Source organism: Microbispora rosea, assembly GCF_044460045.1.
Lineage (GTDB): Bacteria > Actinomycetota > Actinomycetes > Streptosporangiales > Streptosporangiaceae > Microbispora > Microbispora rosea.
Window position 1 is genome coordinate 138,488 of record NZ_JBITJO010000004.1, and the last position, 25,558, is coordinate 164,045.

A 25,558-nucleotide genomic window follows, 5' to 3' on the forward strand; every position below is an offset into this window, starting at 1 on the left:
GGGTCACCCTAGGTCATACACCGCCCCGCTCCGCGCCAACTCCATCGGGCCGGCGAAGCCGCCGCGCGAGGCGTCCTCCAGGATGCGGGACTTGTCGTACCACGGGACGAGATGGGTGAGGACGAGCGCGCCCGCCTCGGCGCGGGCGGCGTGCTCGGCCGCCTGCCTGCCGCTCAGGTGCAGGCCGGGGGTCAGGCCCGGCTCGTCGAGGAAGGACGCCTCGCACAGCAGCACGTCGGCCTCGTGGGCCAGCTTGACCAGCTCGGCCGACTCGCCGGTGTCCGCCGAGTAGGCGACGGAGCGGCCCTGGTGGGTGACGCGGAAGCCGTAGGTCTCCACCGGGTGGTTCATCGCGGCGGCCGCCACCTCGAACGGGCCGACGTGCCGGGTGCCGGGCGACAGCCGTACGAAGTCGAAGGAGTTCTCCAGCACGGGCTCGTCCGGCATCGCGTACGCCGCGTTGAGCCGCTTGGAGGCGCCGGCGGGGGCGTGCACGGGCACCTTCGGCAGCGGGCCGTCGGGGGTGTAGGTGCGCACGACGTGGTAGGCGCACAGGTCGAGGCAGTGATCGGCGTGCAGGTGGGACAGGAGGATGGCGTCGACGTCGTAGAGCCCGGCGTGCCGCTGCAGCGCGCCCAGGGAGCCGTTGCCGAAGTCGAGCAGCAGCCGGAAGCCCTCGGCCTCGATCAGGTAGCAGGAGGACGGGCTGTCGGGGCCGGGGAAGCTGCCCGAACACCCGATGATCGTCAACTTCATCGCGAACTCCCTACGCCGCTGACGTCGCCGATGCCGGAGGCGGTCCGCTCCACCGACTGGAGCTCGGGACCGAGGAAGCGCTGCCCGAGCCGTTCGAACAGCTCGGTGTCGCCGGTCGCGCGGAAGCGGTGCAGCGGCTCGCCCGCGCCGTTGGACAGCCCGCGGTCGTGCAGGATGCGGTAGACGTCCTTGGCCGTCTCGTCGGCGCTGGACACCAGCGTGACCCCGTCCCCGGCGACGTACGACAGGGCGCCGGTGAGCAGCGGATAGTGGGTGCAGCCGAGGATGAGCGTGTCGCACCCCGCGTCCTGGATCGGCTTGAGGTAGCCCCTGACCACCTCGATCAGATCCTCGCTCATCGTCTCGCCCCGTTCGACGAACTCCACGAGCAGGGGCGCGGCCACCGCGACCAGCTCGACGTCGGGGGCGGCGGCGAAGGCGTCGTGGTAGGCCATCGACTCGATGGTGGCCCGGGTGGCGATCACGCCGACCCTGCCGTTCCTCGTGGCCCGCACGGCCCGGCGGGTGGCGGGCTGGATCACCTCGACGACCGGGACGTCGTAGCGCTCCCTGGCGTCCCTGAGCACGGCCGAGCTCGCGCTGTTGCACGCGATGACCAGCATCTTCACGTCGTGCTCCACCAGGTGGTCCATGACCTCCAGCGCGTATGCGCGGAGCTCGGCGATCCTCTTGGGCCCGTACGGCTGGTGGGCCGTGTCGGCCACGTAGAAGATCGATTCGTGGGGCAGCTGGTCGATGATCGCCCGGGCGACGGTCAGGCCGCCCACCCCGCTGTCAAAGATCCCGATCGCCCTGGTGTTGTCCTCCGGCACGCTTCCCAAGGTTAGGGGACTGATCCCCGCCGCCGACGGTAAGAATGCTCACATCGCGCGCCGGACGGCGGGGAGGCGCGATCTAGCCTCGGCCCAGACGTGCGATCTGACGGGACTGGGCGACCAGCCGGCCCGCCGAGTCCCACACCTCGACCTCCTCGTCGAACCAGCCGTCGCTGATCAGACGTCCGCCGCCGATCAGGGTCAGCCACCCCGGCGCGGGCAGGGCCCGCAGGTGCCAGGTCAGCTCCACCGTCGGGGCCCATCCCCGCGCCCCCGCCGAGAACACGACCGGCGGCAGCGCGTCCACCGCCAGCGCCAGCACGTACGGGTCGGGGTCCTGCGGTTCGGCCAGCCGGAAGTACGCCCGCGACTCGGGCCGTCCGGTCGGCGCGCCGGTGAGCCAGCCGATCGTGGGCGGGTCGAAGACGAGCTCCATCTGGGTGCTGAAGTTCATGTTCGACTGGGGCTTGGGCTGGGGCAGGCGCATGCAGTCGGCGAGGTCCGGCATGACGGCGGACGGGCCGTCCGCCCAGTCCGGGGCCGCCTCCCCGTTCAGCGTGGCGGTCGTGACGAGCGCCTCGATGAACGACTCGCCGTCCTGGACGAGCCGCGCCCGGGTCATCGCCGCCGTACGGCCCGTCTTGAGCTGCTCCAGCAGCACCCTGGCCGGGCCGGGCCGGGCCACTCGCAGAAACTGGGCGCTCGTCGAGATGGGGTGCGCGTGCGGCGAGGCGTCCACCACGGCGCGCAGCATCGTGGCCATGAGGTAGCCGCCGTTGAGGGGCCCTCCGATGGAGTATCCGTCGTCGAGACACACGTCGTAGGTGGTGTCGTCGACCCGGATGGCCTGCGTCGCCTCGTCGAACTTGGTCATGCGCCCCTCGCCGCTCTACCGAATATTGTTCTGCTGATTACTCTAGCGTGGCACTCCCGCAAATCGCTCGGCGGGCTCACGCCCGGCTCCCAGGGCAGGCGTGCACGGCGGGCTTGGGCCGGCGGGCTCGCAGGGCCGGCAGCGCCGAGTCCGCGGTCAAGCGGGCTGCAAGCGCGCCGCTACCGGCCGCGCCTACCTTCACGGCGTACCTGACGACGACGCCTGTGAGTGAGCCCATGTCCCCCCACGCCTCCCCGAACCCGCCGAGCCCGTGGCGGCCGGGCGACGAACCCGACCTCGACCGCACCGTCGCCTATCGCGTTCCCCGCGCCGCCGCGAACGAGTCGCCCACCGTGCGGCTGCCGTACTGGACGGACCCGGAGGAGATCGGCTTCGCCACCGTGCCGGGCTCGCCCGCGCCGCCTTCCGGCCGGGGCCGGCTGGGGCGCGGCTGGATCCTCGCGCTGGTGGCCGCCGTGCTCGTCGGGGTGGTCGGCGGCGGCGGCGTGTGGGCCGCCTCGAAACTCAGCGGCGGCGGCACGCAACCGCAGGACGTGCTGCCCGCGAACGCGATGGCCTACGTACGGCTCGACCTCGACCCGTCGGCCGGGCAGAAGCTCGCCTTGTTCGGCATCGCCCGCAAGTTCTCCGCCACCCGCGACGCCTTCGGCGGGGACGACCCCCGCAAGGCCCTCGTCACCGCACTGCAGAAGGACGAGCCCGGCCTTTCCAAGGTCGACTACGCCAGGGACGTCGAACCCTGGCTCGGCGACCGCGCCGGCCTCGCCGTGCTCCCCGCGGACGGCGGCGGCGACCCCGTCGGGGCACTCGCCGTACAGGTGAAGGACGAGGCTGCGGCCCGGACCGGCATCGCCAAGATGGGCCTCGGCGACGGCAAGGGCGGCCTGGCGTTCCGCGACGGGTACGCCGTCATCGCCACGAGCCAGAAGCTGGCCGACGAGTACGTCAAGGCGGCGCCGCTGTCCGGCGAGCCGCGCTTCACCGCCGACCTCGACGCGCTGGGCGAGCCGGGTGTGCTGTCGTTCTGGATTGACGTGGAGAAGGTCGCCGACGCCGGCTGGAGCGAGGTCGCCGCGACGCCCGTGCTGCGGCAGATCCGGGGCATGCGGTTCGCCGGCGCGCTCCGGTTCTCCGGGGACTACGCCGAGCTGGCCGGGATCACCCGCGGCGGGACGGCCACTCAGGGCCGGCCGGAGCCGGTGAGAATCGGCGAGCTGCCCGCCTCCACGGTCGCGGCGGCCTCGGTCTCCGGCCTGGGCGACCTGCTGCGCGAGCAGTGGCCGTCCGTCGAGAGCGCGGCGAGCGGCTCGGGCGGCGCGATGGTCCGGCAGGCCCTCGACGAGGCGCGGACGCAGTACGGCCTGTCCCTGCCGGACGACCTCGCGACGCTGCTCGGCCGCACCCTCACGCTCGCCCTGGACGAGCAGGACCTGGACGGCGCGCTGCCCCGGGTCGGCGCCGTGCTCACGACGGACACCGCCAAGGCGCGCGACGTGGTGGACCGGCTCAAGGGCCATCTGAACGGCATGGAAAGGTCCGCCGACATCGCCACCGCCGAGGGCGACGGGCGGTTCGTGATCGCGAGTACCCAGGAGTACGCCGACGCGCTCAACGGCGGCGGCTCTCTTGGTGAGAGCGAGACGTTCCGCCTGGCCGTCCCGGACGCCGCGAACGCCACCTACGCCGTGTACGCCGACCTCGACCGGCTGGAGAAGCTCTACCTGGACGGGCTGAAGGGCCAGGAGCGTGCCGACGCCGAGCAGTTGCGGGCGGTCGGCCTGAGCGGCACCCACGGCGAGGACGGCTCGACCTTCACCCTCCGCCTGGTCTTCAACTAACCCCCCACCCCACCCTCTCCCCCGGGTGGGGTAGGGGTGGGTGGGGTGATCAGGCCCAGAGCTGGCCTTCGAGCCGGTCCTCCGCCTCGTCGAGGGTGCCCTCGTACGCGCCGGTGGACAGGTACTTCCAGCCGCCGTCGGCCACGATGAACACGATGTCGGCCCGCTCGCCCGCCTGGACGGCCTTGCGGGCCATGCCGATTGCCGCGTGCAGGGCGCAGCCCGTCGAGATGCCCGCGAAGATGCCCTCCGCGGCCAGCAGCTCACGCGTCCGGCGCAGCGCGTCGGCCGAGGTCACCGAGTAGCGGGTGGTCAGCACGGACGCGTCGTACAGCTCGGGCACGAACCCCTCGTCCACGTTGCGCAGGCCGTAGACCAGCTCGCCGTACCGCGGCTCGGCGGCCACGATCTTCACGTCCGGCACCTGCTCGCGCAGGTAGCGGCCGACGCCCATCAGCGTGCCGGTCGTGCCGAGCCCCGCGACGAAGTGGGTCACGGTCGGCAGGTCCGCGAGGATCTCCGGCCCGGTCGACTCGTAGTGGGAGCGCCAGTTGGCGGGGTTGCCGTACTGGTAGAGCATCACCCAGTCGGGGTGCTCGGCCGCGAGGCCCTTGGCCACCCGCACGGCCTCGTTGGAGCCGCCCGCGGCCGGGGAGGAGATGATCTCGGCGCCCCACATGCGCAGCAGCTGGCGGCGCTCCTCGGAGGTGTTCTCCGGCATGACGCAGATCAGCTTGTAGCCCTTGAGCCGGGCCGACATCGCCAGCGAGATGCCGGTGTTGCCGGAGGTCGGCTCCAGGATCGTGCAGCCGGGCGTGAGCAGCCCGTCCTTCTCGGCCTGCTCGATCATCCACAGCGCCGGCCGGTCCTTGACCGACCCGGTCGGGTTGCGGTCCTCCAGCTTCGCCCAGATCCGTACGTCGGGAGACGGCGAGAGCCGGGGCAGACCCACCAGCGGGGTGCGCCCGACCGAGTCGATCAACGAGTCGAAGCGCATCTAGCGCGCTCCGCCCGCGACGGCCGGGAGCACGGTCACGGTGTCGCCGTCGGCGACGGGGGTGCCGAGCCCGCCGAGGAAGCGTACGTCCTCGTCGTTGAGGTAGACGTTGACGAAGCGGCGCAGCCCGGAGTCGTCCATCAGCCGGTCCTTCAGGCCCGGGTGGCGCGACTCCAGGTCGCCGATCAGCTCTTCGAGGGTCGATCCCTTGGCGTTGACCGCCTTGGCGCCATCGGTGTAGCTGCGGAGGATGGTAGGAATGCGGACCTCGATGGCCATGTCGGCTCAATCTCCTTGATCAGTGGTCGTCTTATGATGAGCGTCCACCTGCTATGAACAGGGCCAGGCGGACGGCGATTCCAGCGGTCTTCCTCCCCGGCGCCGAGCGGCCGGCCGGGTTCAGCGACAGTCGTAGACGACGACAGACGGCGTGTGCGCGAAGAGGAACGCCTGAACAGGAGATTCCGGGCGTACCCGGCGCGAAATGACAGCCGGTGACGACACGGGACGAGCGTCATCGTTAGCCATGGTTCAAGTTTAACCGTACGACTCTACGATCTTGACTTCCTCCTCGGTCACGACGCCGTCCACGATCCGGTAGGACCGGAAGGGCGTCTCCTCCTCGGAGGCCGTCGACACCAGCACGTAGTGGGCGTCGGGCTCGGAGGCGTAGCTGATGTCCGTACGGGACGGGTACGCCTCGGTGGCGGTGTGGGAGTGGTAGATCACGACGGGCACCTCGTCGAGGTCGTCCATCTCCCGCCACACGCGGAACTGCTCCATCGAGTCGAACCGGTAGAACGTCGGGGAGCGCTCGGCGTTCTCCATGGGGACGAACCGCTCGGGACGGTCGGACCCGGCGGGCCCGGCCACGACACCGCACGCCTCGTCGGGGTGGTCGGCCCGGGCATGGGCCACGATCTTGTCGACCAGCTCGCGTGAGATCGTCAGCATGCTGCGAAACCTACCAAAGCGCCCTGACAAGGGTGTCCTGCAGGTAGGTGAGCCAGTCGTAGGTCACGAACGCCGGATAACGGGGGTCGTCCTCGGACATCGAGGAGATCTCCTCGTGGACCTCCTCGGTGACCTCCAGCCGCACGCCAAGCGCGAGGCGGACGTCGTTGATCGCCCGCAGCCACGCCTGGCCCTGATCGGCCGTCAGCGTCAGATGGCCCGGCGTCGCCGTCTCCAGGAGCGTGGTCGCGTCGGCCCGCTTGCCGTCGCGCAGCGTCGCCTCCGTGTAGCGCCGGAACTCCTGCGCCGCGTCGTCGTCGTCCGAGTACGCCGAGGGGAACAGCCGCGCGAGCACGGGGTCGGCCGGCGGGGCCGCGGAGCCGATGCCCAGGGCGCGCTCCAGCGGGTCGTCGCCGGTGGCCCCCGGCTCGACCAGGCCGAGCACCTGCGACACCAGCGAGCGCAGGATCGACACCTCGCCCGCGTCGAGCTGGACGGCCACCCCGTCGCGCGTCGCCCGGAATCCCATGCTCATCATCTGTCCTGCTGGACGGTCGCCCACAGGCCGTAGGAATGGAGGATCTGCACGTCCCGCTCCATCTCCTCCCGGGTGCCGCTGGCGACGACGGCTTTGCCCTTGTGGTGGACGTCCATCATCAGCTTCTCGGCCTTCTGGCGGGGATAGCCGAACACGGTCTGGAAGACGTACGTGACGTACGACATCAGGTTGACCGGGTCGTTCCACACGATCGTGAGCCACGGCAGATCGGGACGCACGTCCGACGACGGACGCTCGACCTCGGTTGGAGCTGTGCTACCCACGTACCCATCCTGCACCACGACCGTCGTAGTCTTCGACACGTGCGCACGACCACGGGCACGGCCCTGCTGACCGACCGGTACGAACTGACGATGCTCCAGGCCGCGCTCGCCAGCGGAGCGGCCCATCGGCGGGCGGTCTTCGAGGTGTTCGCCCGGCGGCTGCCCGGAGGACGGCGCTACGGGGTGGTGGCCGGCACCGGGCGGTTCCTCGACGCGCTTGAGGACTTCCGCTTCGAGGAGCAGGACATCGAGTTCCTGTGCTCCTCCGGGATCGTGGACGAGCCCACCGGCGAGTTCCTCGCCGGCTACCGCTTCTCCGGCAACGTGTACGGCTATCGCGAGGGCGAGGCGTTCTTCCCCGGCTCACCGATCATGGTGGTGGAGGGGACGTTCGCCGAGGCCGTGCTGCTGGAGACGATTGCCCTGTCGATACTCAACCACGACTGCGCGATCGCGGCGGCGGCCTCGCGGATGGCCCAGGCGGCCGGCGACCGGCCGCTCATCGAGATGGGCTCGCGCCGCACCCACGAGTACGCCGCGGTCGCCGCCGCCAGGGCCGCCCACCTGTGCGGCTTCGCCTCCACCTCCAACCTCATGGCCGGCCACCTGTACGGCGTGCCGACCGCCGGCACCGCCGCCCACGCGTTCACCCTGCTCCACGACTCGGAGGAGGACGCCTTCCGGGCCCAGCTCGACTCGCTCGGGCTCGGCACCACCCTGCTCGTGGACACCTACGACGTGGCGAAGGCCGTACGGACCGCGGTGGAGCTGGCCGGGCCCGATCTCGGCGCGGTGCGCATCGACTCCGGCGACCTCGCGGTGGTGGCGGTGGAGGTGCGCCGCCTGCTCGACGAGCTGGGCGCGAGCCGCACCCGGATCGTCGTCACCAGCGACCTGGACGAGTTTGCGATCGCGGCGCTGGCCGCGGCGCCGGTGGACGCCTACGGCGTCGGCACCGCCCTGTCCACGGGTTCCGGCCATCCGACGGCCAGCCTCGTCTACAAGCTCGTCGCCCGGGAGGACCACACAGGCCGGCTCCAGCCGGTCGCCAAAGCGTCCGTGGGCAAGCCGAGCGTCGGCGGGCGCAAGTGGGCCTACCGCAGGACCGCCGGCGGCACCGCGACCGCCGAGGTCGTCACCCGCGAGCCGATGGAGACGCCGGCGGAGACGGACGACCGCCCGCTGCTGGCCGAACTCGTGCGGGACGGCAAGGTCGTCGGCCGCGAACCCCTGGCGGCCGCCCGCGACCGCCATCGGGCGACTTTGGCCGAGTTGCCACTGGAGGCGTGCAGCCTCTCCCCCGGAGACCCCGCAGTCCCTACTATCTTCAAGTGATCGCGGGGGACCGGCGCATGAGGACGACGCCGGTCCTCCGCGATCGCCAGGTCGAGGATCGCCACGTTGAGGATCGTCACTGTGAGGTGACCCCATGAAGACCGCACTCGTCGTCGTGGATGTGCAGAACGACTTCTGTGAGGGCGGCAGCCTGCCGGTCGGCGGCGGCGCCGAGGTGGCCGCCGCGATCAGCCGCCATGTCCAGGAGCACGCGTACGACCACGTGGTCGCCACCCGGGACTACCACGTCGATCCCGGCGCCCATTTCGCGGCCGAGCCCGATTTCGTGGACTCCTGGCCGCCGCACTGCGTGGTCGGCACCTCCGGCGCGGACTTCCACCCGGCCTTCGACACCGCGAAGGTCGAGGAGGTCTTCAGCAAGGGCGCGCGGCAGGCGGCCTACAGCGGGTTCGAGGGCGCCACCGCCGACGGCGTGGGCCTGGCCGCGTGGCTGCGCGAGCGCGGCGTGGAGGCCGTTGACGTCGTCGGCATCGCCACCGATCACTGCGTCCGGGCCACCGCCCTCGACGCGGCGGCCCACGAGTTCGCCGTACGGGTCCTGCTGGACCTGACGGCCGGCGTGGCCCGGGAGACGACCGAGTCGGCGCTCACCCGCCTCGCCGAGGCCGGGGTGGAGCTCACCGGGCAGCCGGTCCTCCGCTCCTGACCCGCAAAACCGGCGACCCGGGCGGCCGGGCCGGGACACGCGCGGCCTGGGACGTCAATGACTTCACCACGAAGCGTCACGGGTGTATTACCTAGAGCGACGACCCTTCGTGGATTGGCGGCCCCGATGTTCGCGTTCCTGCTCGGCCTCAGCTGGCTCGTCCTGACCCCGGTCTGCATCTGGCTGCTCTTCGGGCGCGGCCACAGGGGCGCGCTCCGCGCCACCGGCGCGCTGACGCTGGCGGCCCTGCAGACGGTCACGATGACCGTGGGGTTCGTCCAGGAGCCCGCCCGGGTCCCCGCCCAGACGGTCGCCGTACGCGACCCGCGTGCCGACGCGAGCCGGCCGGCGGACGTGGCGCCCGTGCGGTCCCCCGGCGTCGCGGCGGCCGCGACACCGTCCCCGGCGCCCGAAGGCTCGCCCGCCTGCGATTCCCGCGTCCCCGACCCCGAGGCCGTACGGCTGTCGTTCCACGGCAGGGCCCTGCACGGCCTCACCGTGTACTGGCCCGCGTCATCCGCGCAGTGCGACGTCGCGACGGTGGCCGTCCACCAGGCCGGGCGCCGGCTGCGCATCTGGCTGCAGGAGGGCGCGAAGGCGCGGCAGCACGAAGGAGCGCACAACGTTCCCGTACGCGTGGAGCAGGGCATGGCCTCCCTCAGCCTCCGGCTCAGCACGGTCACCCGGCGCCACCGGCGTTACGTGGCGATCAACGGCCAAACCGGCGACAAGATCCCGTTGCGCTCCCGCACCTCGTAGCGCACCTGCGCGGCGGGGGTTGAAGATGAGCCATTCACCAATCGCACGAAATGAGGACACGACGCACAGAACACGCGGAGCCAGGTGAATATTCGTCACACCGGTAGCGAACTATGCTCACCCCGCTGACGGAGCCTCAGAAAATCCGCCTCGCGCATTCTCATCCCGCCGGCCTCCGAGCTGATAGCAATTACCTCCGCGCACCTGCCGCGCTCTTATTCCCCCCAGCGAGCTTCGGCTACGTTGCTAGCAGCATCGGAGGACCGAACGTGAGAACACTCAGAGAACGCGTCGAGCGCTTGGAGAATGAAATGGAGAAACTGAGCGTCGATTGTTTCAAGCAGGCAGCAGCCCACGCATACGACGCGCTGCAGCCGAGTTGGGACAAGATCGATGCGATGAGCGATCGCCTGATGCGAGTCGAGCGGATCGCCGAGGAGACCAGAGCCGACGTCAGTCTTCTCAAGAGGCAGATGACCGTCGTCACTGTCCGATTCGACCGCATCGACAGCGAGATCGGCCGTCTGGATAGGCGCATCGACGGACTCAGCGAACGCGTCGACACCCTGACCGACCGGATGGACGGCCTCACCGCCCGAGTCGACGGACTCAACGAACGCGTCGACGGTCTCACCACCCGCGTCGACACCCTGACCGACCGGATGGACAGTCTCACCACCCAAGTCGACACCCTGACCGAGCGGATGGACGGCCTCTCCGAACGCGTCGGCACTCTCACCGAGCGGGTGGACGGCCTCTCCGAACGCGTCGGCACTCTCACTGAGCGGGTGGACGGCCTAGGCGAGGGCATGTCCGCATTGACTGAGCAGGTCAACGCGGTCAGCCGCCAGGTGGACACGATGGCGGGGACCAACGCCGCGATGTTCCAACTGATTGTGGACCGATTGGACTCCCTGTCCGCGACGGCATGGCCGACAGACCAGAGGGAACTCCCCGAGACAGAGATCGACGGCAACCCCACGCGACGCTCGGTCTGACAAAGCCTTCACGTGCTGCCCTCGGTGCGCTGTCCTAGTCAGACGGCGAACCGAGGGCCTTGGTACGTCACCTGCGCTGGGTGGCCCATTTACGGATCATCGCGATGCGCTCGCGGACCTGCTCGGCGGTGGCCTGGGCGATGGCGGGCCCGCCGCAGGCGCGGCGCAGCTCGGCGTGGATGACGCCGTGCGGCTGGCCGGTGCGGTGGTTCCACGCGCCCACCAGGCCGTTCAGCTCCTTGCGCAGCTCGGCGAGCTGCTCGTGCGGCGCGAGGGCGGGCGCCTGCTCCTCGCTCTTCTTGGTCTTGCGCTTGGCCGCCTGCTGGTCGGCCTGGCGCTTGCGTAGCAGCGAGGCGACCTGGTCGGGCTCCAGCAGGCCGGGCAGGCCGATGAAGTCCTCCTCCTCCGGCGAGCCGGGCGCGGCGGCGGTGCCGAACTCTCCGCCGTCGAACAGCACCCGGTCGAAGGTCGCCGAGGCCTCCAGCGTCTGGAAGGGCAGCTCGTCGCCGAGCGCGTCGGGCTGCTTCTTGTCCTGCTGGGCCTGCTCCAGCAGGAGGTCGTCGAGGCCGTCCTCGTCGCGGCGGCGGCCCAGCACGTGGTCGCGCTCTTCCTCCATCTCGCCCGCCAGGCCCATGAGGACGGGCACCGAGGGCAGGAAGACCGACGCGGTCTCCCCCCGCTTGCGGGCACGGACGAAACGCCCGACGGCCTGGGCGAAGAACAGCGGGGTCGAGGTGCTTGTGGCGTAGACCCCGACACACAGCCGGGGGATGTCGACGCCCTCGGAGACCATCCGGACCGCGACCAGCCAGCGCCGGTCGGAGACGCCGAAGTCCTTGATCTTCTTGGAGGCGCCCGGGTCGTCGGAGAGCACGACCTCGGCGCCCTCCCCGGTCACCGCACGGATGTGCCGGGCGTACGCGCGGGCCGCCTCGTGGTCGGAGGCGATGACCAGGCCGCCCGCGTCCGGGACGCCCCGCCGCACCTCGGTGAGCCGCCGGTCGGCCGCGTGGATGACCTGGCGGATCCAGTCGCCCTTCGGGTCGAGGGCGGCCCGCCACGCCTGCGAGAGCTGGTCCTTGGTCAGCGGCGTGCCAAGCGTGGCGGCGATCTCGTCGCCCGCGCGGGTGCGCCACTTCATCTCTCCCGAGTACGCCAGGAAGATGACCGGCCGGACGACGCCGTCGGCCAGGGCCGGGCCGTATCCGTAGGAGTAGTCGGAGACGCTCCGCATCGCCCCCTCGCCGTCCTCCACGTAGGTGACGAACGGGATCGGGCTGTCGTCGGATCGGAACGGGGTGCCGGTCAGTCCGAGTCGCCTGGTCGCGGGCTCGAACGCCTCACGGATGCCGTCGCCCCACGACTTCGCGTCGCCGGCGTGGTGGACCTCGTCGAAGATCACCAGCGTCTTGCGCGCCTCGGTGCGGGCCCGGTGCAGCGCCGGGTGCATGGCGATCTGCGCGTAGGTGACCGCGACCCCGATGTAGTCGCGCGAGGTGGCGCCCTGGCTGTTCTTGAACTCGGGGTCGATGCTGATCCCGACCCGGGCCGCGGCGTCGGCCCACTGCCGCTTGAGGTGCTCGGTGGGGGTGACGATCGTGATGGCGCGCACGACCCCGCGGCTGAGCAGTTCGCTGGCGATCCGCAGTGCGTACGTCGTCTTGCCGGCGCCGGGGGTGGCGACGGTAAGGAAGTCGCGCGGCTCGCGGCTGAAGTAGAGGTCGTAGGCCTGCTGCTGCCATGCGCGCAGCTTCGGGGCGGTGCCCCAGGCGGCTCTGTCGGGGTAGGACGGGGAGAGGTGGGACGCGGCCGAAACGCTCAACGACGCCTCCCCGAACTCATCGGAACACTGATGTCTCTATCGGTTCGCTCCCTCACAGTGGATTCAGACTAGCCCGCCGGACCGACAAGACGCGCCGAGCACACGCAGCACGGTCGGAATTCACCCGGTGTGGCGTCGAGCACATCAGAACCGCCGGTGCGCTGCCGCTGCCGCCCCAGCCCACCACCGCGGCGCATCCTGCCCCCCGGTCTGCTTCTCCCTGGCTCCGGTTCGTTCACCGGCCGGAAGACGCTCCCTGCGGTAGCCGCGTCCCCGCATGCCGGTGCCCTCGCACACGAGGGCGGACAGCCCCGGGAGCCATCGGGCTCCCGGGGCTGTCCGCCCTGGGTGTCGTCAGTCGGTGCCGACCGTCACAGCGTCTGCGGGGCCGAGCAGTTGGCGGTGGCCAGCGGCAGGAACGCGCCGAGCGTCCCGCCGCCGCTGAGGGAGCTGACCGTGCAGTCGGAGCGGAGAATCGCGCCGTCCGCCCGCCGCACCGTGACCCTCACCCGGCCCGCGGCAGCACCGGTGCCGGGAAGCGTGACCCCGGTGGCCCCGGCCGGGACCGCCGTGCTGGTGGTCGGAGCCAGGGCGATGTCGTAGTAGTAGCCGGTGTTGCCGAAGACCGACGTGAGGTCCGTCCAGCTGTTGCCGTCGTGGACGAACACGTGACCCCTACGCGCGGACCCGGTGAAAGTCCGGGAGGCGGTCGGGGCGATGGTCGTCGCACCGGCGGCGAACGTGAAGTCGGTGACGATATTCGTCGCGTCCAGCCTCGGGAAGGGAATGAACTTCTTCGTCTCCCCTCCGCCCTGCGGAGGCGTCGCCTGCGTGGCGGGGGTGGTATTCGTCGTTGATGCGCTCGCCGCGACCGCACCCGACAGCGCCACAGATGCGCACGTCACGGCCACTGCGGCGGCCCGCGCCAGCAGGCGACCGGCGCCACGCGAACCAGAGGCCGAGCTGCTCCTACGAGAAATCAATTTGATTTCCCCCCCATGGTGAGAATTGGTGTTTCCGGGTCACCGCGTTTTCGTGCGATGCGACATTGAAGATACCTGTCCGGGGAAACGCGGGCAGTGAGCCACTTATCGGATACGGGCAAACAGATGCTACGCCTATCTCAAAGCCGCACGGAAAATACCTGGATCTCCCGCTATCACGTGATCGAGCAGCGGAGAAAAGACCAACACGCCGATATGTGCATTCGATCGGACGTACACGACAAAGAGACGGGCCGCTATATCGCTTGCTTTCCCGATTCATCGTTCATATCGATGTGGATGATCCAACATGGGGAATTTCCCGACATAGTGGACGGCGCGGCCACAGAACTGCAGAACCGCAGAACCGCGCGGCCGCGGGACAGCAGAAGCAGCGTCGACGAGATCGACGGTGACCTCAGCGGGCTCCCCACATCAGGCCCTCGATCTCGGCACGCGACTGGGGACGGTCGGGATGCGCCAGCCCGAGCAGGACCGTGCTGCCGCCATCCGGCCGGGTCAGCAGGGTCACCCGCATGAAAGCGGGCTCGTTCACCACGTCGGTGTACTCGGCCCGCACGGCCCGCGTGTGGCCCGGCCGCCCGCCGACGGTGACCGCGCGGTCGTCGAGCACCTCGACCTTGTCGCCGTGCAGCAGCAGCTGCGTGTAGAGATCGCTCAGGTCGATGACGGCCGAACGCAGATTAGGCGGGTCCACCCGGTCGCCGGCCCGGGCCATGACCGTGGCGCTGTCTCCGCGCGCGGCGACGGAGGTGAAGCCGGTCACGGGCGCGACCACGCCCTCCCGCCACTCCGGCGGCAACGTGTAGGCGACCCCGGCGATCTGGTCGTGGATCACCGTGGGGGGCGCGCTCTCGGCCCGGTGCAGCACCGTGACCACCACCGCGCCGATGACGGCGGCCGAGCAGACCAGTGCGAGGCCGCCGACGAGGAGGCGCCGCAGCCACCGCGGCATCGGGCGGGGAGGCGTCTCGGGCGCACGGTAGCGGCTGGCCGACGGGGGCAGGTCGTCCTCGGGCTCCGCGGACTCCGCGGACTCCAGGCCCAGCGAGGGCCAGACCGGGCGGCCGGCCTGCGGCCGCTCGGCGACCGGCGCTCCGTACAGGCCGGTGAGGCTCTCCTCGGCGGAATTCCGGTCCGGCTCAGGGCCGCCGTACGGCCGGGTGGGCCACTGGGGGGACGCGGGCTGCGTGGACGACCGCGGCGACCCGCCCGGAACGCCGTACGGGCGAGTGGGGCCCTGCCCGGACGGCGGGGACTCCTCCTCCGCGGGTGGCCAGACCCGGCGGGTCCACTGGTCATCCACAAAGCCTCCCCGGGCGGCCTGGCCGGGCACGTGGGACGGAACCGGCGAGCGACTCGGCGCTCAGGGCCGGGCGCGAGGCTTCGTGACCATGAACGCTGCTGTGGAGTTACTCACACCCCGCGCCACGACGTCAACGGATCCAGCCGATTCGTCATCGCCCTGTTCCTCCTGATGATCCCCCATCGCCCTACATGTTGCCAGCGGGGTTGTCAGAGCCCTGGGCGGCGAGGCCCGGCACAGGGTCACTCACGGTCCCGCTCCCGGGATCGTTCACAGTGTCGTTCCCGGCGTCGGCCGCGGGGTCGTTTCCGAGATCGCTCACAGTGTCGTCGTTCGCGAGGTCGTTCGCGATACCGCCGGGAGCGTCCGCGCCGTCGGCGGCGGCGTCCGCCTGCGCCTTCGCGGCGTTCGCCTGAGCACCCGCTGCGGCCTTGTGCAGTCCCGCGTCGGCCCTCTGCGGCCCGGGGCGGCGATAGGCGTCCCACATCTGGTGGACGCGTACGCCCTGGCCCGCGGTGAACTCGCGCATGCAGCGGTCCTGGGCGTAGTCCATGAAGTTGCGTATCGGATCGCCGCCCTGAGCGGGGCAGGTGTCCTTCTTCGCAGGGCAGCCGTTCGTCGGGTAGGCCTCGGCGGGAGTGTCGTCCACCGAGTCGCCCGGGGCCTTGCAGCCGTTCTCGAAGGTGTGCAGCAGGCCCAGCCAGTGGCCGATCTCGTGCACGGCGGTGAAGCCTCTGGCGAAGTCGCGCAGCGGGCCGCCGGGCACGCTCCGCCAGTCGATCACCACGCCGTCCAGCACGGGCTCGTCGTCATACCAGTACGGATAGGTGGAGTAGCCGAGCACGAGCCGACTCAGCTGCGCGATGTACAGGTTGAGCGTCTCGGGACCCCCGACCCGCAGCTTCTTCTTCATCGGCTCCTCATAGCCGAGAGGGTCGCGGAACCAGCTCCGGTTCTCGGTGTGCGTGATGCCCTTGAGCTCGAAGCGCACGCCGGTGTCGGCGCCGCCGTACCCGCCGGAATAGGCGGTGTTCAGCGCGGTGATCTGCCGGGAGACGGCGGCGTCGGGCAGGCCGAGCGCGTGGTCTTTGATGATGTGCACCCACACCGGGACGGTGATCCGCTCGACTGTCCCTGAACCGACCCGCCGGTCGCCCACCCCGCTCCCCGGCCGCGCCGTCACCCCCGGCGGCGGAGTGACTGCGGCCTGCGCGGCGTCTCGTGGCTGCGCGGTTTCTCTCGGCGTCGTGGGTTCTCTTGGCGTCGCGGTGCCGAGTCTGCGGGCCAGGTCGGCCGACATCCGGGCGACCTCGTCCGGCCCCGGCTCACGGGGCTCCGGGGCGTGCGTGAGCCCGCCCACGCCGTGCCGGCGCTGCGTGGCACCGTGGGCACGGCCGTGCCGACGCTTGGGAACGGTGTGACGGGCCAGGCAGGCGTCGGGCCGGGTGGCCGGCGATGCGCGCAGCGCGGCGCCGGTGAGACCACCGGGCGCCCGGGAGGCGGCGGACGCCGGGACGGCGCACGCGCCGCCCAGCGCATAGAGGCATGCAAGGACGACGGCGATGGGTCGCCGAACCATTCGTTCCCCCGATACGGCTGGTCAGAAGGCAGACCCTAGCCGCAGGGGACGCGATGATCCCGGATCGACACTCACTCGCCGGACGGTTCGCCCTTGGGCAACCCCTCGTAGATCTCCTTGCACTCCGGGCAGACCGGATACTTCTTCGGGTCGCGGCTGGGCACCCACACCTTGCCGCACAGCGCCCGCACCGGCGCGCCGGTGACGTAGCTCTCAGTGATCTTGTTCTTGTCGGCGAAGTGCGAGAAGCGCTCGTGGTCACCGTCGCCGTGCGAGAGTCGGGGTGTTACGTCGCTCTCGGGAAGAATCTTCGTGCCGCTCACGGATACCAAGTCTACTGAGCGAGCAGCCGCACCAGGCCCGGACGCGCGTACGGCCCCCGCCGGGTGGCGGAGGCCGTACGGAGGAGACCGGACGTCAGCCCATGTGGACCGGGGCGCCCTCGGTCTTGCGACCGGCCTTGACGAACAGGGCCAGGGCCGCCGCGAGGAGGGCGACCGCCGTGCTCACGACGAAGCCGAGGTGCAGGCCGTCCATGAAGGACAGGTGCGCCGCGTCGGCGAGCGTCTTGGCCACGGGGCCGGTCAGTCCGGGCGGGGCCTGACCCACCGACGCCAGGGCCTTCAGGCCCTCCATCTGGGCGGGCGGGACGGCGGCCGCCGCCGGGCCGAGATACCCGGGCAGCACGTCGGCCACCTTGGCGGACACGACCGCGCCCAGGATGGCGGTGCCGAGCGCGCCGCCGATCTGCATCGCGGAGTTCTGCACGCCGCCCGCGACGCCGCTCAGCTCCTCCGGCGCGTTGCCCACGATGATCTCCGTGGCTCCGACGAACACCGGCGACAGGCCGAACGCGAGCAGCACGAACGGGATCGCGCTGTCGGCGAAGGCGGCCTCGACGCTGAGCCGCGACATGAGGAACATCGCGAAGGCGCTGATCACCATGCCGCCCGCGATGGTGATCTTCGGGCCGAGCTTGCCGATGAGGATGCCCGCGATGGGCGAGGCGACGATCATGCCGGCGCTCATGGGCAGCATCCGCAGGCCGGAGTCGAGCGGCGTGAGCCCGTGCACGCCCTGGAAGAAGAACGTGAGGAAGAACATCGCGCCGAACATGGCGAACGACATGAGGATCATGAGAACGGTCCCGATCGAGACCGAGGCGTTGCGGAACAGGCTCAGCGGCAGCAGCGGCTCGCTCACCTTCGACTGCCAGAACAGGAACACGGCCCCGACCACCACGGCGGCGGCGAGGAAGCCGAGCGTCTTGGCGTCGCCCCAGCCCCACTCGGGGGCCTTGATGATGGCCCACACCAGCGCGAACATCGCGCCGGACAGCAGCACGACGCCGAGCCAGTCGACCCGGGACAGCATCTTGGCCCTGCGCTCCCGCAGCGCCCACAGCCCGAACGCCAACGCCGCCACGCCGACCGGCACGTTGATGAAGAACACCGACTGCCAGCTCACGTTCTCCACGAGGAGGCCGCCGACGATCGGGCCCGCCGCGCTCGACAGCCCGATGATCGCGCCCCACGCCCCCATGGCCATGTTGAGCTTCTCACCGGGGAACGCCGACCGGAGCAACGCGAGGGCGGCGGGCTGGAGCAGCGCGCCGAACAGTCCCTGGAGCACCCGCAGCGCGATCAGCACGCCGATCGAGGACGACAGGCCGATGGCGAGCGAGGTCAGCGCGAAGCCCGCGACGCCGATCAGGAAGACGCGCTTGTGTCCGAACAGGTCGCCGAGCTTGCCGGCGGTGATCAGGAAGACCGCCAGCGCGAGCAGATAACCGCTGGTCACCCACTGCAGGTCCGCCAGCGTCGCCTTGAGTTCGACCTGGATGACCGGGTTCGCGATCGCCACGACCGTGCCGTCGAGCATGACCATGATGACGCCGAGTGAGACGGCGAGCAGCGTGAGCCATGGATGCCCCTGGCCTCGTCCTGGAGGCGCGTCGGCATCCACCGATACGGCTTGAGTCATGGAGATTCCCCCTTAGCACCACTGTGTCGACCGGCAGTAATTTATGTCAGTCGATGACAGATGACAAATCCTTTTATCCGACATACTGTGACAACTGAGAGTTTGTGAACCGGCAGTTTCGAGGAGGTGACCGCCATGGGTCTACGCGAACGCAAGAAGCAGCGGACGCGGGACGCTCTGATCGACGCGGCCCTCGACCTCTTCCTCACCAGGGGCTACGAGGCGACGACGATCGACCAGATCGCCGCCGAGGTGGAGGTGTCGCCCAGGACGTTCTTCCGGTACTTCGCCTCCAAGGAGGACGTGGCGCTCTCGCTGACCGCCGACGAGCAGCGGATGCTCCTCGCCGAGCTGGTCTCACGTCCCGAGTCGGAGTCGCCGTTCACCGCCCTGTGTCAGGCGATGCGCTCGTTGCTGAAGATGCTACGAGAGGCGGATGACGCGGAGACGGGCAGGTACCTGCGTTGCCAGAAGGTCGTGCACTCCACACCCGCCCTGCTCGCCGGGACCATGCGGCTGATCAAGGAGAACGAGCGCAGGCTGGTCGCCGAGGTGGCCCGCAGGCTGGGAGCCGACCCGTGCGACCTCCAGCCGCAGTTCATCGTGGCCGTCTTCGTCAGCGTGGCCCTCGCCTGCTTCGACGAGCGCACGCAGGACCCGGCCATACTGGCGCGGCGGCTGGAGGATCTGCTCACGCTGGCCGAGCGTTCCCTGTGCCCCGGCTGGGACCTGCCCGTACGCTCCGGCACGGCCCAGCCCGCCGCGGCAGCGGGCTGACGCGCCGGAACGTCCGCACAGCAGCCCGCACCGCCGCCCTCGGAGTCGTCCTCGGAGCCGTCCTCACAGCAGGACGACGCACCCGCGTTCGCGCAGCGGGCGGACACAGGCGGGGGTCTCGTCGAACTTGACCCAGCGCAGGTCGAGCTTCTCCAGCCGCGGCAGCTCCGCGAGCCCGATGGGCAGCGAGGTGAGGCGGGTCGCCCGCAGGTCGAGGTGGGTCAGCTCGGTCAGGCGTACGACGGCGCCGGGCAGCCGTTCCAGGGGGTTGCCGCGCAGGTCCAGGTGGCGCAGCGCCCGCAGGCCGCCGAGCGACTCGGGCAGCGCGGCGAGGCGGTTGTTCCTGAGGTGCAGCTCGCGCAGGCCGGTCAGACGGCCGATCGTCTCCGGCAGCGTGGTCAGCCGGTTGTCGTGGGCACGCAGCTCGTGCAGGCCGGCCATGCCGCCGATCGACGAGGGCAGCGCTGCCAGCCGGTTCTCCGCGAGGTTGAGATAGCCGAGCCGGTCGAGCCGCCCCAGCGAGGCGGGCACCGAGGTGAACCCGTTGTCGCTCAGGTAGAGGTAGTCCGTGAGGCGGGGCAGATCGCCGATCTCGGCGGGCACCTCGCGCAGCCGGTTGTGCCCGAGGTCGAGCATGCGCAGCTCGCGAAGGCCGCCGAGTCCGGCGGGGAGGTCCGCGATCTCGTTCTCCGCCAGGTTGAGCGACCGCAGCCGGCTCAGCCGCCACAGCGCGTCCGGCACCGCGGTCAGCGCGTTGCGCCCCACGCTGAGGTGTTCGAGCGCGGCGAGACGGCCCACCTCCGGCGGGATGGCCGCGATCTGGTTGCCGTAGAGCAGCAGGACCCGCAGGCGCTCCAGGCGTCCGACCCAGCCGGGCAGGGTCGTCAACGCGTTCCCGTCGAGGTCGATGCGGCGCAGCGTCGCCATGTCGCCCACGGCCGCGGGCAGCGACGGCAGCCCCGCACCGGGCGCCACGAGGGCGACGGGCACCCCGCCGGCGAACCGCACGGCGCCCGGAGGCGCCCAGCGGAGATCGGGCGCACCGACATCGGGCACGCCGGGATCGGGCTCACCAGGATCGGGCACGCCGGGATCGGGCAGACCGAGATCGGGCATGGCAGCCGACTCTACAGACGGCCTCCGCGCCCACGCGCAGCGACCGTCCGGTGAACGTTTCATCTGGGTGACACGGCCCAGGTGAGGGCCTACGGCAGGAGATCGCGCTGGTCCGATGGCACGCGCAGCAGAACCGGTTCAGTAGGGGCGGGCCCGTCAAAGAGCACCGCAAGAGCCGTCTCCTGTACGGCCCCGCCTCCCCCTGCCTATCGTGCGTTCGGCGCTTCCACCGGCGCCGATCCCCCCACCCGAGGTACAGAATGAGAACACGTTTCATCGCCGCGGGCGCGGCCCTCCTCGCCCTCCTGACGTCAGTGCTCGCGATGACCCAGAGCGCGCAGGCCGCGACCGGACTCCACGTCAGCGGCACGAAGATCCTCGAAGCCAACGGAAACCAGTTCATCATGCGGGGCACCAGCCACGCCCACACCTGGTTCCCGAGCCAGACGAGCTCGTTCGCGAACATCAAGTCCCTGGGCGCGAACACCGTCCGCGTCGTGCTGAGCGGCGGCCGCTGGACGGCCAACGCCGCGAGCGACGTCGCCAACGTCATCGCGTTGTGCAAGCAGAACCGGTTAATCTGCGTGCTGGAGAACCACGACACCACCGGATACGGCGAGCAGAGCGGCGCGTACACGCTCGACCAGGCGGTCGACTACTGGGTCGGTCTCAAGAGCGTGCTGACCGGCCAGGAGAACTACGTCGTCATCAACATCGGCAACGAGCCGTACGGCAACAACAGCCCGTCCGCCTGGACCAGCGCGACCAAGAGCGCGATCGGCAGGATGCGGGCGGCCGGATTCCAGCACCTGCTGATGGTCGACGCGCCCAACTGGGGCCAGGACTGGCAGTTCGTCATGCGCGACAACGCCGCCTCGGTCTTCGACAGCGACCCCCAGAAGAACACCGTCTTCTCGATCCACATGTACGGCGTCTTCGACACGGCGGCCGAGGTCACCGGCTACCTCCAGGCGTTCCAGACCGCCGGCCTGCCGCTGGTGATCGGCGAGTTCGGCAACATGCACTCGGACGGCGACCCCGACGAGGACACGATCATGTCGCAGGCCCAGTCGCGGGGCGTCGGCTACCTCGGCTGGTCGTGGAGCGGCAACGGCGGCGGCGTCGAATACCTGGACCAGGTGACGAACTTCAACGTCAGCCAGCTCACCTCGTGGGGCCAGCGGCTCTTCAACGGCGCCAACGGCGTCAAGTCGACCGCCAAGGAGGCGACGATCTACAGCGGCCAGCCGCCGGTGAGCCCGTCTCCCAGCCCGTCCGCCTCCCCCAGCCCGTCCGCGTCTCCGAGCGCCTCTCCGAGCAGGTCCCCGAGCCCCAGCCCGTCCCCCGGCGGCGCCAAGGGCTGCGCGGCGACCTACACGGTCACCAACCAGTGGGGCGGCGGCTTCCAGGGTGAGGTGACCGTCAAGGCCGGCTCCAGCGCCATCTCCGGCTGGGCCGTGACCTGGGCCTACGCCAACGGCCAGGCGATCACCCAGGTGTGGAACGCCACGGTGACGTCGAACGGGTCGTCGATAACCGCCAGGAACGTGAGCTACAACGGCGGCCTCGGCGCCGGAGCGTCCACCTCGTTCGGGTTCCTCGGCTCCTGGAACGGCGCCAACGGGGTGCCGGCGGTGAGCTGCACCGCGAGCTGACACGCGGCGTCCCACCCACGGCCGGGCGCGCTCCCCGCGCCCGGCCTCCGCGCGACACGGCCGGCCCGGGACGGACGCGCCAGGACCGGCGCGCCGGGGGATCAGTTGAGCAGGGGGTCGTCGGGGAAGGTGGCGACCAGCGCCAGGTCCCCCTTCTGCCTGCGCAGCACGGTGCGCCACAGCGTGGCCGGGTCCGCGTGGAAGGTGTCCCCCGGCTCGGAGTCCACGACGTACCAGGCGCCCTCCTGGAGCTCGCTCTCGAGCTGTCCCGCGGTCCAGCCCGCGTAGCCCGCGAAGATCCGCATCTGGGAGATCTCCCCCGCGAGGATCTCGGGGGGCGCGTCGAGGTCCACCGTGCCGAGGCGCGAGACCGCCGCCCTGCCCTGCAGCCGGCGCCAGCCCAGCGGCTCCTCGCCGCTGAGCACGACGGCGAGCGCGAGCGCGCTGTCCGTCTGCACCGGGCCCCCCTCGAACAGCACCGGAGGACCCGTTACCAGGGCGTCCCACGAAGGTAAGACCTGGGTCACGGCGATCTCGCTGGGCCGGTTGAGCACAACACCCAGGGTGCCGCCGTCCTCGTCGTGCTCCAGGACGAGCACGACGCTACGCCGGAAGTTGGGGTCGTCGAGCAGTGGCGTCGCTACAAGCAACCCGCCGACGTAGATCGCCTCCGCCATACATCCCATCATGAGGGAGGATTGCGGATTCGTGTACGCCGACCCCGGTTTGCCGCGTCATGTTACCGATCGTGACGGCGGCGTCACCGACCGGTGAATCGATCACGCCTCGGTGAAGCCGCGGGCCCTGCCTCCGGCCGATTCCCGCACGGCCGCCGCCACCGCGTTGGCCACGTCCGGGTGGAAGACGCTGGGAATGATGTAGTTGGGGCCGAGCTCCTCGCTCGTGACGACCGCGGCCAGCGCGCGGGCCGCCGCAAGGAGCATCTCCAGCGTGATCCCGTTCGCCTGGGCGTCGAGCAGGCCGCGGAACACGCCCGGGAACGCCAGCACGTTGTTGATCTGGTTGGGGTAGTCGGACCGGCCCGTGGCCACGACCGCCGCGTGCTCGCGGGCGTCGTCCGGGGAGACCTCCGGCTCGGGGTTGGCGAGCGCGAACACCACCGCGTCCTTCGCCATGGCGGCGATGTCGTCCCCGGTGAGGATCCCCGGCGCGGAGACGCCGATGAAGACGTCGGCGCCCTTGACCGCGCCGCGCAGGTCGCCGCCGTACCCCTCGCCGTTGGTGTGCTCGGCGATCCACCGCAGCGAGTCGTCCAGGTCGTCGCGGCCGAGGTGGACCGCCCCGCGATAGTCGCAGACGACGACGTTCCTCGCCCCGGCCGCCAGCAGCAGGCGCAGGACGGCGGTGCCGGCCGCGCCGGCGCCGGCCATCGCGATCCGCACCTCGGACAGCTCCTTGCCGACCACCTTCAGCGCGTTGGTCAGCGCGGCGAGCACGCAGATGGCGGTGCCGTGCTGGTCGTCGTGGAAGACCGGGATGTCGAGCAGCTCACGCAGCCGCCGCTCCACCTCGAAGCAGCGCGGCGCCGAGATGTCCTCCAGGTTGATGCCGCCGAAGCCCGGCGCGATGGCCCGCACGGTCGCGACGATCTCGTCCACGTCCTGCGTGTCGAGACAGATGGGCCAGGCGTCGATGCCGGCGAACCGCTTGAACAGGGCGGCCTTGCCCTCCATCACCGGCAGTGCGGCGGCGGGGCCGATGTTGCCGAGGCCGAGGACGGCCGAGCCGTCGGTGACGACGGCGACCGAGTTCCGCTTGATCGTGAGGCGGCGGGCGTCCTCCGGGTTGCGCGCGATCGCCAGGCTGACCCGCGCCACGCCCGGGGTGTAGGCCATCGACAGCTCGTCGCGGTTGCGCAGGGGGACCTTCGACTGCATCTCGATCTTGCCGCCGAGGTGCATGAGGAAGGTCCGGTCGGAGACCTTGTGGATCGCGACGCCCTCGACCGCGCCGAGGCTGTCCACGATCGCCTGCACGTGGTCGGCGTCCTTGGCCGCGCACGTCACGTCGATGCGGAGCTTCTCGTGACCGGCGTTGGTCACGTCGAGGGCGGTCACGACGCCGCCCGCGTTCTCCACCGCGTGGGTGAGCAGGCTGACCGCCTTGCCCCCTGCGGGCACCTCGAGGCGCACGGTGATCGAGTAGGACACGCTGGGCACGGTGGCCACGTCTATCCGCTCCTTTGCGGGTGATGCCTGGCCGTGCTCTCCCGGCTGCTCCAGTGGGGCGCGGCCTCCGCGTGGGCGGCCACGCTCGCGCATCCGGCTGGACGGCTCATGGGTGCTATCCATCGTGCCATCCCCCGCGGGGTGTTTCAGCCCGTGTCCGTGCCGTCCCGCCACCCGTCGCGCCCGGCCCGCGCGCCGCCGTGCCGCAGGGGGCCGACGGGCGCGGGCGGGAACCGATCAGAAAAGCGCGCTGGCCAGCGCCCTGCGCGCCCGCGAGACGGACGGGTCGTCGGCGGGCAGCGCGTCGAACAGCCCCAGCAGATGAACCCGCGCCTTGTCCCTGTCGGCGCCCCGGGCGCGCCGTACGAGCGCGACCAGCCGGTCGAACGCCTCGTCCACCTGCCCGCTGACCATCTCCACGTCGGCGGCCTGGGTCTGCGCGTCCACGTCGTCCTGACTCTCCGCGGCCCGGCGCAGCACGTCGGCCGGGTCGAGGTCCTGCGTGCGCCGCAGCAGCCCGACACCGGCGAGGCCGATCTTCGCGCCCTCGTCCGACGGCGACCGCGCCAGCAGACGCTCGAAGGCCGCGGCCGCGGCGTCCAGGTCGCCCTTCTCCACGGCCTGCTCGGCCGCCAGGAGCTCGGGGTCCACCGGCGGCTCGTCGGGCTGGTCCTCGCCCGGCGCGTCGGCCAGCTCCACGCCGAGCTGCTCGAACACCTGCGCCAACGCCTGCCGGAGCTGCGACTCGGGCAGTGGGCCCTCGAACAGAGGCATGAGCTGCCCCTGGAAGGCCAGATAGACGGTGGGCACCGCGCGCATCCGCAGCGCCTGGGCGAGCTGCGGGTCGGCCTCCACGTCCACCCTGGCCAGCACCCACGAGCCCGCCGCCTCCGCGGCCAGCTTCTCCATCACGCCGCTGAACTGCCGGACCTGCTCGGCCCTGGTCACCGTCGCCTCGACGATGACGGGAACGCTCAGGGAGCGCTCCACCACCTCGGCGTTGAAGGTGGCCGAGGTCACCTCGATGACGTCCGCCGAGGCGGCTCCGGACGGCCCGGCGGCCTCACGCCGCGCCTGGGCCTCGAGTGCCTGCTTGCGCGCGCCGAGGTCCACGGCGCCGTAGAGCGATCCAGGTCGAGAGAACTCCGCTGCCATACCCCCAATCCTGCCGTACGCGCCCGCGTGATCCGTGCGATCCCCGCCCCATTCCTCCGGTGATCGGGGCGAGCCGGCGCCCGTCGTAGGGTGAACGGCGCACAAATCGCCATAT

The 25,558-nt window shown here is 70.9% G+C and carries 25 protein-coding genes; 7 read left to right on the forward strand and 18 right to left on the reverse strand.

Annotated features, from left to right (window positions below):
* Positions 1-3 precede the first annotated feature (3 nt).
* The 3 genes from ACIBK1_RS17940 to ACIBK1_RS17950 form a co-directional block, all read right to left on the reverse strand.
* Positions 4-756 (reverse strand): MBL fold metallo-hydrolase, encoded by a 753-nt coding sequence (locus ACIBK1_RS17940; protein ID WP_030510920.1) that lies wholly within the window; start codon positions 754-756, stop codon positions 4-6.
* Positions 753-1,589 (reverse strand): glutamate racemase, encoded by an 837-nt coding sequence (gene murI / locus ACIBK1_RS17945; RefSeq protein ID WP_036408302.1) that lies wholly within the window; start codon positions 1,587-1,589, stop codon positions 753-755. Before murI ends, ACIBK1_RS17940 begins: the two co-directional genes overlap by 4 nt.
* A gap of 82 nt (positions 1,590-1,671) precedes the next feature.
* The gene (locus tag ACIBK1_RS17950; protein ID WP_396736200.1) at positions 1,672-2,466 is read right to left on the reverse strand and encodes a thioesterase family protein; all 795 of its coding nucleotides are present in this window, start codon (positions 2,464-2,466) and stop codon (positions 1,672-1,674) included.
* Between the two features lie 236 nt (positions 2,467-2,702).
* Here ACIBK1_RS17950 and ACIBK1_RS17955 point away from each other — a divergent pair, with 236 nt between their 5' ends.
* Positions 2,703-4,325, forward strand: coding sequence for a DUF3352 domain-containing protein (locus tag ACIBK1_RS17955; protein WP_396736203.1), 1,623 nt, complete (start codon positions 2,703-2,705; stop codon positions 4,323-4,325).
* A gap of 49 nt (positions 4,326-4,374) precedes the next feature.
* On the opposite strand, the gene ACIBK1_RS17960 is transcribed toward ACIBK1_RS17955, so the two are convergent.
* The 5 genes from ACIBK1_RS17960 to clpS all read right to left on the reverse strand — a co-directional run bounded on the left by ACIBK1_RS17960 (position 4,375) and on the right by clpS (position 7,098).
* Complete coding sequence (locus ACIBK1_RS17960) at positions 4,375-5,322, reverse strand: PLP-dependent cysteine synthase family protein (protein WP_030510924.1); 948 nt, start codon at positions 5,320-5,322, stop codon at positions 4,375-4,377.
* On the reverse strand, positions 5,323-5,601 hold the full coding sequence (locus tag ACIBK1_RS17965; RefSeq protein WP_030510925.1) for a MoaD/ThiS family protein: 279 nt from the start codon (positions 5,599-5,601) through the stop codon (positions 5,323-5,325). It abuts the gene before it with no gap.
* Between the two features lie 258 nt (positions 5,602-5,859).
* On the reverse strand, positions 5,860-6,276 hold the full coding sequence (locus tag ACIBK1_RS17970) for a Mov34/MPN/PAD-1 family protein (RefSeq protein ID WP_030510926.1): 417 nt from the start codon (positions 6,274-6,276) through the stop codon (positions 5,860-5,862).
* Between the two features lie 10 nt (positions 6,277-6,286).
* Positions 6,287-6,811 (reverse strand): DUF2017 domain-containing protein, encoded by a 525-nt coding sequence (locus tag ACIBK1_RS17975; protein WP_030510927.1) that lies wholly within the window; start codon positions 6,809-6,811, stop codon positions 6,287-6,289.
* Positions 6,811-7,098 (reverse strand): ATP-dependent Clp protease adapter ClpS, encoded by a 288-nt coding sequence (clpS, locus tag ACIBK1_RS17980; RefSeq protein ID WP_030510928.1) that lies wholly within the window; start codon positions 7,096-7,098, stop codon positions 6,811-6,813. The genes ACIBK1_RS17975 and clpS overlap by 1 nt, the downstream gene beginning before the upstream one ends.
* A gap of 90 nt (positions 7,099-7,188) precedes the next feature.
* Here clpS and ACIBK1_RS17985 point away from each other — a divergent pair, with 90 nt between their 5' ends.
* The 4 genes from ACIBK1_RS17985 (at position 7,189) to ACIBK1_RS18000 (ending at position 10,857) form a co-directional block, all read left to right on the forward strand.
* The gene (locus ACIBK1_RS17985; protein WP_396737245.1) at positions 7,189-8,433 is read left to right on the forward strand and encodes a nicotinate phosphoribosyltransferase; all 1,245 of its coding nucleotides are present in this window, start codon (positions 7,189-7,191) and stop codon (positions 8,431-8,433) included.
* Positions 8,434-8,527: 94 nt separating this feature from the next.
* Complete coding sequence (locus ACIBK1_RS17990; protein ID WP_396736207.1) at positions 8,528-9,100, forward strand: nicotinamidase; 573 nt, start codon at positions 8,528-8,530, stop codon at positions 9,098-9,100.
* Between the two features lie 114 nt (positions 9,101-9,214).
* Complete coding sequence (locus ACIBK1_RS17995; protein WP_396736210.1) at positions 9,215-9,859, forward strand: hypothetical protein; 645 nt, start codon at positions 9,215-9,217, stop codon at positions 9,857-9,859.
* Between the two features lie 269 nt (positions 9,860-10,128).
* Positions 10,129-10,857 (forward strand): hypothetical protein, encoded by a 729-nt coding sequence (locus ACIBK1_RS18000; protein WP_197042838.1) that lies wholly within the window; start codon positions 10,129-10,131, stop codon positions 10,855-10,857.
* A gap of 67 nt (positions 10,858-10,924) precedes the next feature.
* Here the strand turns inward: ACIBK1_RS18000 and ACIBK1_RS18005 are convergent, their stop codons facing one another.
* The 6 genes from ACIBK1_RS18005 to ACIBK1_RS18030 form a co-directional block, all read right to left on the reverse strand.
* Positions 10,925-12,679 (reverse strand): DEAD/DEAH box helicase, encoded by a 1,755-nt coding sequence (locus ACIBK1_RS18005; protein ID WP_030510933.1) that lies wholly within the window; start codon positions 12,677-12,679, stop codon positions 10,925-10,927.
* Positions 12,680-13,050: 371 nt separating this feature from the next.
* The gene (locus tag ACIBK1_RS18010) at positions 13,051-13,584 is read right to left on the reverse strand and encodes a hypothetical protein (protein ID WP_156081141.1); all 534 of its coding nucleotides are present in this window, start codon (positions 13,582-13,584) and stop codon (positions 13,051-13,053) included.
* A 496-nt stretch (positions 13,585-14,080) separates the two neighbouring features.
* Complete coding sequence (locus tag ACIBK1_RS18015; protein WP_396722738.1) at positions 14,081-14,989, reverse strand: hypothetical protein; 909 nt, start codon at positions 14,987-14,989, stop codon at positions 14,081-14,083.
* A 187-nt stretch (positions 14,990-15,176) separates the two neighbouring features.
* The gene (locus ACIBK1_RS18020) at positions 15,177-16,568 is read right to left on the reverse strand and encodes a zinc metalloprotease (RefSeq protein ID WP_396736214.1); all 1,392 of its coding nucleotides are present in this window, start codon (positions 16,566-16,568) and stop codon (positions 15,177-15,179) included.
* Positions 16,569-16,639: 71 nt separating this feature from the next.
* Positions 16,640-16,900, reverse strand: coding sequence for a DUF3039 domain-containing protein (locus ACIBK1_RS18025; RefSeq protein WP_030510937.1), 261 nt, complete (start codon positions 16,898-16,900; stop codon positions 16,640-16,642).
* An 85-nt stretch (positions 16,901-16,985) separates the two neighbouring features.
* On the reverse strand, positions 16,986-18,551 hold the full coding sequence (locus tag ACIBK1_RS18030; protein ID WP_030510938.1) for an MFS transporter: 1,566 nt from the start codon (positions 18,549-18,551) through the stop codon (positions 16,986-16,988).
* A gap of 135 nt (positions 18,552-18,686) precedes the next feature.
* On the opposite strand from ACIBK1_RS18030, the gene ACIBK1_RS18035 reads away from it, so the two are divergent.
* The gene (locus tag ACIBK1_RS18035; RefSeq protein ID WP_396722734.1) at positions 18,687-19,328 is read left to right on the forward strand and encodes a TetR family transcriptional regulator; all 642 of its coding nucleotides are present in this window, start codon (positions 18,687-18,689) and stop codon (positions 19,326-19,328) included.
* A gap of 63 nt (positions 19,329-19,391) precedes the next feature.
* On the opposite strand, the gene ACIBK1_RS18040 is transcribed toward ACIBK1_RS18035, so the two are convergent.
* On the reverse strand, positions 19,392-20,444 hold the full coding sequence (locus tag ACIBK1_RS18040) for a leucine-rich repeat domain-containing protein (protein ID WP_396736217.1): 1,053 nt from the start codon (positions 20,442-20,444) through the stop codon (positions 19,392-19,394).
* A gap of 260 nt (positions 20,445-20,704) precedes the next feature.
* On the opposite strand from ACIBK1_RS18040, the gene ACIBK1_RS18045 reads away from it, so the two are divergent.
* A complete protein-coding gene (locus ACIBK1_RS18045; RefSeq protein ID WP_030510941.1) occupies positions 20,705-22,099 on the forward strand; it encodes a cellulase family glycosylhydrolase in 1,395 nt (464 codons plus the stop codon).
* Between the two features lie 101 nt (positions 22,100-22,200).
* Here ACIBK1_RS18045 and ACIBK1_RS18050 read toward each other — a convergent pair whose 3' ends face one another.
* From ACIBK1_RS18050 to ACIBK1_RS18060, 3 genes are all read right to left on the reverse strand, one after another.
* Positions 22,201-22,776, reverse strand: coding sequence for a YqgE/AlgH family protein (locus tag ACIBK1_RS18050; RefSeq protein WP_030510942.1), 576 nt, complete (start codon positions 22,774-22,776; stop codon positions 22,201-22,203).
* Between the two features lie 102 nt (positions 22,777-22,878).
* Positions 22,879-24,288: an NAD-dependent malic enzyme gene (locus ACIBK1_RS18055; RefSeq protein ID WP_030510943.1), complete on the reverse strand. Its 1,410-nt coding sequence runs from the start codon at positions 24,286-24,288 to the stop codon at positions 22,879-22,881.
* Between the two features lie 237 nt (positions 24,289-24,525).
* Positions 24,526-25,443 (reverse strand): tetratricopeptide repeat protein, encoded by a 918-nt coding sequence (locus ACIBK1_RS18060; RefSeq protein ID WP_030510944.1) that lies wholly within the window; start codon positions 25,441-25,443, stop codon positions 24,526-24,528.
* Between the last annotated feature and the right edge of the window lie 115 nt (positions 25,444-25,558).